Origin of the sequence: Helicobacter sp. WB40 (assembly GCF_027859275.1) — a bacterium.
In the GTDB taxonomy this organism is placed as follows: Bacteria; Campylobacterota; Campylobacteria; order Campylobacterales; family Helicobacteraceae; genus Helicobacter_D; species Helicobacter_D ibis.
Genome location: NZ_JAQHXS010000001.1, coordinates 267373 through 275056 on the forward strand (window position 1 = coordinate 267373; position 7684 = coordinate 275056).

The window sequence follows — 7684 nt, forward strand, 5'->3', positions numbered from 1 at the left end:
AAATATTTAATTTTTTAATTATTTTAAGTGATATAATAACTTCATTTTTTATATTAAGGATTTAAATGAAGTTTTTTAGGATTTTGCTTGCACCTTTGGACTTTATTATGAAGTATTTTAAAGCATTAGTGTTTCTGTTGGTTTTATTTTTAATTTTTGCTCCAAGTGGCGAATCTAGTTCTAAAGTAGCTAACTTGGCAAGAATAGATCTAAATGGACCAATATTGCGAAGTGATACTTTTTTAGAAAAATTGGCACTCTTAGAGAGTAATGAAAACATAAAAGGAATCTTGCTTGTTGTGGATTCTCCAGGGGGTGCTATTGCACCTAGTGTTGAGATAAGTGAGGCAATTAAAAGAGTAGCAGCCAAAAAACCAGTTGTGGCTTATGCCCAAGGCTCTATGGCTAGTGGTAGTTATCTATCAAGCATATGGGCTAGTTATATAGTTGCTAATAAAGGTTCTTTGATTGGTTCAATAGGGGTTATTATAAATGGTGCTAATGTAGAAGAACTGCTAAATAAAATAGGTATAAAATCTCAAAGCCTAAAAGCAGGTATATACAAAGAAGCAGGGACATTTGCTAGAGCATGGACGAAAGATGAGGAATCTATGTTAAAAGGGCTAGTAGATGAGCAGTATTATATGTTTGTAAGTGAAGTGGCAACTGCAAGAGGGTTAAATTTGAGCGATGAGAAATATTTTGCTCAAGGGAGAGTATTTAGTGCTAATAATGCATTAAAATTAAGGCTTGTAGATAGCGTTGGTAGCATATATGATGCAGAAATTGCATTAATGAAACTTGCAAATATACAAAATGCTATATGGCTTAAGAAGGATAAAATTGATTTGTATTTAGAAAAGCTAATAGGAGAGAATATATCATTAGGTATAGAGAGGGGTATTTATTCTATCTTTGGGGCGTTGAAGGGACAATGATGCAGTATGTATTAAAAATAACCACAAAAGATGAAAAGGGCTTAATATCAAAAATAACAGCAAAAGTCTTGGAGTTTGAGCTTAATATTTTGCAAAATGATGAGTTTGTTGATAAAGAGTGTAATTTATTTTTTATGCGTTCTTTACTAGAGGGTGGATTATGCGAGGATTCAAAAAATAAATTAAAAGAATCTCTAGTTTTGATTCTCGGTAATAATGCTTGTGTGGAAATAATAGATAAAGTAAAGAAAGATATTGTTATTTTAGGGACAAAGGAAAACCACTGCTTGGGGGATTTGCTTATAAGATATGATAGTGGGGAGCTAAATTGTAATATAAAAGCAATTATTTCAAATCACCAAATATTAGAAACTTTAAGCGAGAAATTTAATATACCTTATATCTTTATATCTAGTGATAATATAAGTAGAGAAGAACATGAATTAAAAGTTATTGAATCTATACTAAAGTATCCTTGTAATTACATTGTTTTAGCTAAATATATGCGTGTTTTAACCCCAAATTTTGTCAAAAGATTTGAAGGAAAAATAATAAATATACATCATAGCTTTTTACCTGCCTTTGTGGGTGCTAATCCATACAAACAAGCATATAATCGTGGTGTAAAGATAATCGGTGCAACGGCACACTTTGTAAATAATGAGCTTGATGAGGGTCCAATTATTGAACAAGATACTATAAAAGTAAATCATACAATGTCGTGGCAGGATATGCAAAGACATGGCAGAGATGTAGAAAAGGTCGTTTTAGCAAGAGCGCTTAACTTGGTATTAGAAGAAAGGGTGTTTGTATATAACAATAAAACAATAGTATTTTAGGAATGCAAAATGGAGTTAGAATCTAAAAGGCAAAGTGGCTTATGGTTTGCAGCTCTTATGGTTATAGCCATGATATTTTGGGGTAGTTCGTGGCCTGCAAGCAAGATTCTAACTAGCTATACAAGTGCAGATATTGTTACATTTTGGAGATTCTTTTTTGCATTTGTTGCTTCAATACCAATTGTAGTTATTTTGCGTATAAATTTAAAATTAGATTCTCACTCTTTTAAGCTATTGCTACTTTCATCTTTATGCAATGGTTTATATTCAATTTTGTATTTTTTTGCATTAAACTTAGGATCTGCTGGTAGAGGTGGAGTGCTGGTTACTACGCTTACACCAGTGTTTGCTTATTTAATATTTTTTATGCTATCAAAAAACCATAGAAATCCAAAGACTAATGAAATGCTAGGATTAATGCTTGGGATAATTGCTGGGATTTGTTTGCTTGATTTGCCAAATAGCCATGCTTTTAGTGCATTTAATGTTATCTTTGTTATATGTGCTATTGATTGGGCGATTTTAAGCATTATATGTCAAAAGGTGAGAATCCACCCAATAGCTATAAATTCCTATAACTCTCTATTTAGTTGTATTTTGTATATTCCTATTTTTATTTTTAGAGATAATGTGCTCTTTATTTTTGATTATGATGTGCAGTTTTGGGTTATGATGTTTGTTGTATCCATTCTTTCTACTGCAATAGGCACAAGCATTTATTATATGGGGATTTTATATGTTGGAGCTACTAAGGCTTCCACTTTTCCTCTTTTAGTGCCATTTACTGCATTGCTTAGTAGTTACTTTATATTGGGTGAGATTCCTAGTGTTTTAACCTTGTTTGGTGGGACTTTAGCTATAGTGGCAATATATCTTATAAATTTATATAAGCCATACCACATAGCACAAGTCTTTAAGAAGTTTAGAAACTAGCTTATTTTTCTTTTGTAATTAGTTTGTGACCATTGTAGATTCCATATAGTTCATGCGTTCCGTCTTCTTTTAGTAATACAACTGGATAATCTTCAGTAGTATCTCCTTGTTCCATACCTGGACTTCCTATTGGCATTCCAGGAGTTGAGATTCCTATTATTCCTTTTGGCTTATTATCAAGTAGCCATCTTAGTGCATCTTCTGGCACATGTCCTTCAACTACATAACCATCTATTAGTCCTGTATGACAACTTTGATACTTTGGAGCTATATTATGCTTTTCTTTAAAACTTGCAATATTATCATCATACACACTATTTACTTTATAACCCTTATTTACCATGTATTTTTCCCATTCTTTGCAACAACCACAAAATGGACTATTATGTAACTCTATAATATCTGCAAAGAGGCACATTGAAAATATTGAGCTTAAAAGCAATGTTTTTTTCATTACTATCCTTTAGTTTAAAGTAATTGTTATTTTAACATATTGTATAATTTTCGCTAAAAATGGATTTACATGAGTAATAAAAGGCCAACATTATCATTATCGCTACTTCGTAAAATATTTATTGCAGCAAATATTAGACGCTGGAATGACCAAGCAACACCAGTTGAGTTTATAGAGCTAGATAAACAAGCACACAAAATTGTAATAGCTTATTTTTTAGCTTATTTTGAAATTATTGAGCATAAAAAAGAAGTTGATTTTTATAGGCTTATTTTGCAATTTTGTTATGAATTCTTTGAGAGAATAATACTAACCGATATAAAGCCACCTGTCTTTCATAGATTATCTGAAAAGCACAATAAAGAACTTGTTGATTTTGTGTGCAATGAGCTTAGTAGCGATTTATCATCTTTTGCATTTTTTGATGAGATGAGAGAGTATTTGTATGGAAATATAAATAATATAGAAAAAGAGATTTTAAAAGCTTCGCATTATTATGCGTCAAAATGGGAGTTTGATATAATCTATAACTTCAATCCAAAAATGTATGATGTAGAAAATATAAAATCAATAATAGATAGTCAAGTTGAGAGCTTTTATTCTCTAGCAGGTATTAGAAACTTGGTGTTGTATCATAATATTAGGGAAGTTATAGGAATGTTTGGGCAGTTAAGATTCCAAAAAAGATGGAGTCAAACTCCACGAATCCCAGCTACTTCTGTTTTAGGTCATACGCTTGTAGTTGCACTAGTTGCGTTTTTGCTAGGATATGATTTGAAGTGCTGTAGAACTATGCAAATTAACCATTTCTTTTGTGGTCTATTCCATGATTTACCAGAGATTCTAACTAGAGATATAATCTCTCCAATAAAGCGTGGTGTAGAGGGTTTAGATAAATTTATAAAACAAATTGAAGATGAATTAGTATCTGAAAAAATACTTACAAAAATCCCAAAAGAAATAGCAGTGGCAATAGTTTATTTTATACAAGATGAGTTTGCAAATAGATATAAAGATTCCAATGGAGAGGTAAGAATATTCAGCAGTGGAGATGAAATATTGCAAAAATTCAACGACGATGAATCTAATGCCATTTTTGGTGAATTTTTAAAGTATTGCGATCATTTAAGTGCTTTTTTGGAAGCTAAAATTTCAATAGCACATGGAATCTCGAGCCCAGAATTAGTTGAAGGCGCTAAGGCTTTAGAGTATAAATATAATAGTAAAGTTATTAAGGATATTGATTTGGGAGTTTTTTATAGGGAGTTTGGTAATTAATGCTATTAACAACATTGTATATTATAGGTATAACAGCTGAAGGAATGACTGGAGCATTAGCGGCAGGTAGGCACAATATGGATTGGTTTGGAGTTATGTTTATAGCTTGTGTTACAGCTATTGGTGGGGGTTCTATAAGAGATGTTTTATTTGGACATTATCCTCTAACTTGGGTTAAGCACCCAGAGTATTTATTGATTGTATGCACAGCAGCATTATTAACCACAAAGATTCCATATCTTGTAGAGAGATTTGAGAAAGCTTTCTTGGTGCTTGATGCATTAGGGTTGGCGGTTTTTAGTATTATAGGTGCAAGAATTGGAATGGAATTTTTAGGAAGTCCTTCTATGGCGGTAGCTGGAGCGGTTATTACTGGCGTGTTTGGTGGGATTTTAAGAGATATTTTTTGCGCTAGGATTCCGCTTGTTTTTCAAAAGGAGCTATATGCAAGTATTGCGCTTATAATAGGTAGCTTGTATGTTGTCTTAGAGTTTATAAGCCAAAACTATTTTCCTCTTAATGAAGATTTGATTATTATAGGCTCTTTGCTTGTAGGGTTTGCAATTAGAATGATTGCAATTAGATATCATTTGGGATTGCCACATTTTATGTATATTCCAAAATCAAAATAAAATCATTTACCAATCATTTACCTTTGTATTTAAATTGTGTATAATTTCTCTCGCAAATTCCATAATTTGCAGAGTGCTATATAAAGGAGCGTAATGTGAAATCAAAAAATGCGTCTCTTTCACTTATGGCAGTTATTCTTGGGTGTTTAGTTTGTTTAATTATTGGGGTTGGATTTTATACTTTTTATAATGCAAAAGGTATGTCTTACTTTAGTAACGATAGCGAAGCATGCAATAATTGCCATATTATGAATGATGTGTATAATGATTGGTCTAGGGGGACACACTCTCAAAAGATTGCAGGTAAGCCTAGAGCTACATGTAATGATTGTCATTTGCCACATCAATTTTTAGAAAAATGGGTTGCAAAGGCAGAGAGTGGTTTGGGTCATGCTTATTCTTTTACTTTTAAGCTTGATGTCTTACCTACACATTTAAGTGCTACACAAAAATCAAAAGACATGATTCAAGATAACTGCATAAGATGTCATGGGGATATGGCGTCAAATTCAGTTAATGCAACTATGAATCCACATGCAAATCAAGCATTAAGTTGTGTGTCATGTCATGCTGGTGTTGGACATAAAAGAGGATTTTAATTTTAGGAGGTATTATGCAGAAAAAATCACCATTGTTACCAATTTTGGTAGTTGTTGCTGTGATTGTTTTGGCGGGGTTGCTATGGCTTAATTCTGATATCACAAAGAAGCAAAATGATAGTGTTGGAGGTATTGCCTCTAAGGGCTTTGTTGAGATGAGCGATGATAATCCTACTTTTGATCATTGGGGAAAAAATTTTCCTGATTATTTAGATATGTATCTAACAGTTGAAAATGAGACACCAATTTCTACAGAGTTTGGTGGTAATTTAGCTTATTCAAAGCTTATTCGCTATCCTCAACTTACGATTCTTTGGGCTGGTTATCCATTCTCAATTGATGCCAATGAAGAAAGAGGGCATTTTTGGGTGCAAGTAGATCAAATGGATACTGCTAGAAACAATAAAGATTTTTTAAATGCTCATGGGTTTGCTGGGTTTGGCGGGCAACCAACAGCATGTATGAATTGTCATAGTGGTTGGTCTCCATGGCTTTTGGAAAATGTTGGTATTGGAGACACTCCAAGAGAGAAGTGGGTTTCTTTTAACTCTACTAAATATTGGACTATGATTAAAAATATCCCCGCAGTAGAAGGGATAGAGGAAGGTTCTCCTGCTCATAGTGGTCCTCATGGAGGAAAGAGAATGGGGGTTACATGTGCTGATTGTCATAATCCAAATGATATGCAATTAAGATTAACTAGACAAGCTGCTATTAATGCTTTGGTTGATTTTAGAGGTTATGAGCCAGATCCTGTAACTGGTGTAAAAGCTAGTAGAGAAGAGATGAGAACTTTAGTTTGCTCTCAATGCCATGTTGAATACTACTTCAAGCCAACAGGTGAGAAAGTAAAAGTAATGGGCGAATCTATAGCAAATGACGCTAGTAAAAAATGGTGGAATGGAACTCAAAAAACTTATGATGAATTTGATTCATGGAGAGATGGTAATAAGCCTACCGAAATAGAAGTTGATGGTATAGAGCTTGTGTTTCCATGGAGTGCTTGGGAGAAGAATAAACCATTTAGAATCGAAATGTTTGATGACCATTACGAGGGCGTTAGAGCTATATTTGATAAAGATTGGGAGCATAAAATAACAAAAGCACCTATGCTAAAGATTCAACATCCTGAATCTGAATTGTATAGTGGTGGTGTCCATGCTGCAAATGGTGTTAGTTGCGCTGATTGCCATATGCCATATTTAAGAAAGGGTGCTAAAAAAGTTACGCAACACAACATAACTTCTCCTTTGCAAGATATAAATGCTGCTTGTAAGTCATGTCACACTCAAAGCGAAAGTTATTTAAAAGCACAGATTTTAGATATTCAAAAATCAATTGCTTATGATTTAAGAAGTGCAGAATATGCAACGGTTAGCCTTATTAATGATATTAAGATTCTAAGAGAGGAATTAGCAAAATTACCAGAATATCAAAGTAATGGTAAAGTGGATGATAAAAAAATATCAGAAACTCTAAAAGAACCTTTAGAATTACATAGAAAGGGACAAATGAGAGGAGATTTTGTTGGTGCTGAAAACTCAACTGGATTCCATAATCCTAGAGAAGCTAGCAGAATGCTACTTCAAGCAGTAGAAATGGCAAAAGAAGGGCAAATTAAGCTAGTAGAAATCGCAAATGAAAAAGGTATAAAAAACTTTAAAACTTCTAATTTAGGATTTGAAGATATTCAAAAATTAAATCCGGGAGAAATAAAGTATAATATTGATCTAAATGGCAATAAAGCTGGTGATAGATACTACAAACATGAAGAAATCAATGGTCCAGCTCCTAAAGAATTGCTAGATTTGGACAAAAACATAAAACCTTATAATTATAAGGAAGTAGATAGCAAAACTTCTTCTTATTAATATTATTTGTCATTAAGCTAGGCTTAATGACAAATAGCTACAAGTTTTTATTATAGGATCTACATGCTCTTTAGCTCATACATATTTATCTTTGCATTTCTTCCAATTATGCTAATTGGTTTTTATATATTGCGTTTTTA

The 7684-nt window shown here is 32.7% G+C and carries 8 protein-coding genes; 7 read left to right on the forward strand and 1 reads right to left on the reverse strand.

The features are described from left to right. Nucleotides 1–65: 65 nt before the first annotated feature. Genes sppA through PF022_RS01415 form a run of 3 tightly spaced genes read left to right on the forward strand, consistent with a single transcriptional unit; the run spans nt 66 to nt 2710 of the window. Nucleotides 66–938, forward strand: coding sequence for a signal peptide peptidase SppA (gene sppA / locus PF022_RS01405; protein WP_271021060.1), 873 nt, complete (start codon nt 66–68; stop codon nt 936–938). Continuing rightward, a complete protein-coding gene (gene purU / locus PF022_RS01410) occupies nt 938–1777 on the forward strand; it encodes a formyltetrahydrofolate deformylase (RefSeq protein WP_271021059.1) in 840 nt (279 codons plus the stop codon). The genes sppA and purU overlap by 1 nt, the downstream gene beginning before the upstream one ends. 9 nt (nt 1778–1786) lie before the next feature. After that, on the forward strand, nt 1787–2710 hold the full coding sequence (locus tag PF022_RS01415; protein WP_271022545.1) for a DMT family transporter: 924 nt from the start codon (nt 1787–1789) through the stop codon (nt 2708–2710). 1 nt (nt 2711) lies between these two features. Here PF022_RS01415 and PF022_RS01420 read toward each other — a convergent pair whose 3' ends face one another. Then, a complete protein-coding gene (locus PF022_RS01420) occupies nt 2712–3164 on the reverse strand; it encodes a DUF411 domain-containing protein (protein WP_271021057.1) in 453 nt (150 codons plus the stop codon). Between the two features lie 69 nt (nt 3165–3233). On the opposite strand from PF022_RS01420, the gene PF022_RS01425 reads away from it, so the two are divergent. The 4 genes from PF022_RS01425 (at nt 3234) to PF022_RS01440 (ending at nt 7544) form a co-directional block, all read left to right on the forward strand. After that, a complete protein-coding gene (locus PF022_RS01425; protein WP_271022547.1) occupies nt 3234–4442 on the forward strand; it encodes an HD domain-containing protein in 1209 nt (402 codons plus the stop codon). Beyond that, a complete protein-coding gene (locus PF022_RS01430) occupies nt 4442–5074 on the forward strand; it encodes a trimeric intracellular cation channel family protein (RefSeq protein WP_271021055.1) in 633 nt (210 codons plus the stop codon). The genes PF022_RS01425 and PF022_RS01430 overlap by 1 nt, the downstream gene beginning before the upstream one ends. Before the next feature lie 125 nt (nt 5075–5199). Next, nucleotides 5200–5673 (forward strand): cytochrome c nitrite reductase small subunit, encoded by a 474-nt coding sequence (gene nrfH, locus PF022_RS01435; RefSeq protein ID WP_271021480.1) that lies wholly within the window; start codon nt 5200–5202, stop codon nt 5671–5673. A gap of 14 nt (nt 5674–5687) precedes the next feature. Further along, complete coding sequence (locus PF022_RS01440; protein WP_271021054.1) at nt 5688–7544, forward strand: ammonia-forming cytochrome c nitrite reductase subunit c552; 1857 nt, start codon at nt 5688–5690, stop codon at nt 7542–7544. Nucleotides 7545–7684 lie beyond the last annotated feature (140 nt).

What these genes read in the sequence shown, in the direction of transcription:
- sppA (WP_271021060.1), top strand. Translation starts at nt 66, where the DNA reads ATGAAGTTTTTTAGGATTTTGCTTGCACCTTTGGACTTTATTATGAAG.
- purU (WP_271021059.1), top strand. Translation starts at nt 938, where the DNA reads ATGCAGTATGTATTAAAAATAACCACAAAAGATGAAAAGGGCTTAATA.
- PF022_RS01415 (WP_271022545.1), top strand. Translation starts at nt 1,787, where the DNA reads ATGGAGTTAGAATCTAAAAGGCAAAGTGGCTTATGGTTTGCAGCTCTT.
- PF022_RS01420 (WP_271021057.1), bottom strand. Translation starts at nt 3,164, where the DNA reads ATGAAAAAAACATTGCTTTTAAGCTCAATATTTTCAATGTGCCTCTTT.
- PF022_RS01425 (WP_271022547.1), top strand. Translation starts at nt 3,234, where the DNA reads ATGAGTAATAAAAGGCCAACATTATCATTATCGCTACTTCGTAAAATA.
- PF022_RS01430 (WP_271021055.1), top strand. Translation starts at nt 4,442, where the DNA reads ATGCTATTAACAACATTGTATATTATAGGTATAACAGCTGAAGGAATG.
- nrfH (WP_271021480.1), top strand. Translation starts at nt 5,200, where the DNA reads ATGGCAGTTATTCTTGGGTGTTTAGTTTGTTTAATTATTGGGGTTGGA.
- PF022_RS01440 (WP_271021054.1), top strand. Translation starts at nt 5,688, where the DNA reads ATGCAGAAAAAATCACCATTGTTACCAATTTTGGTAGTTGTTGCTGTG.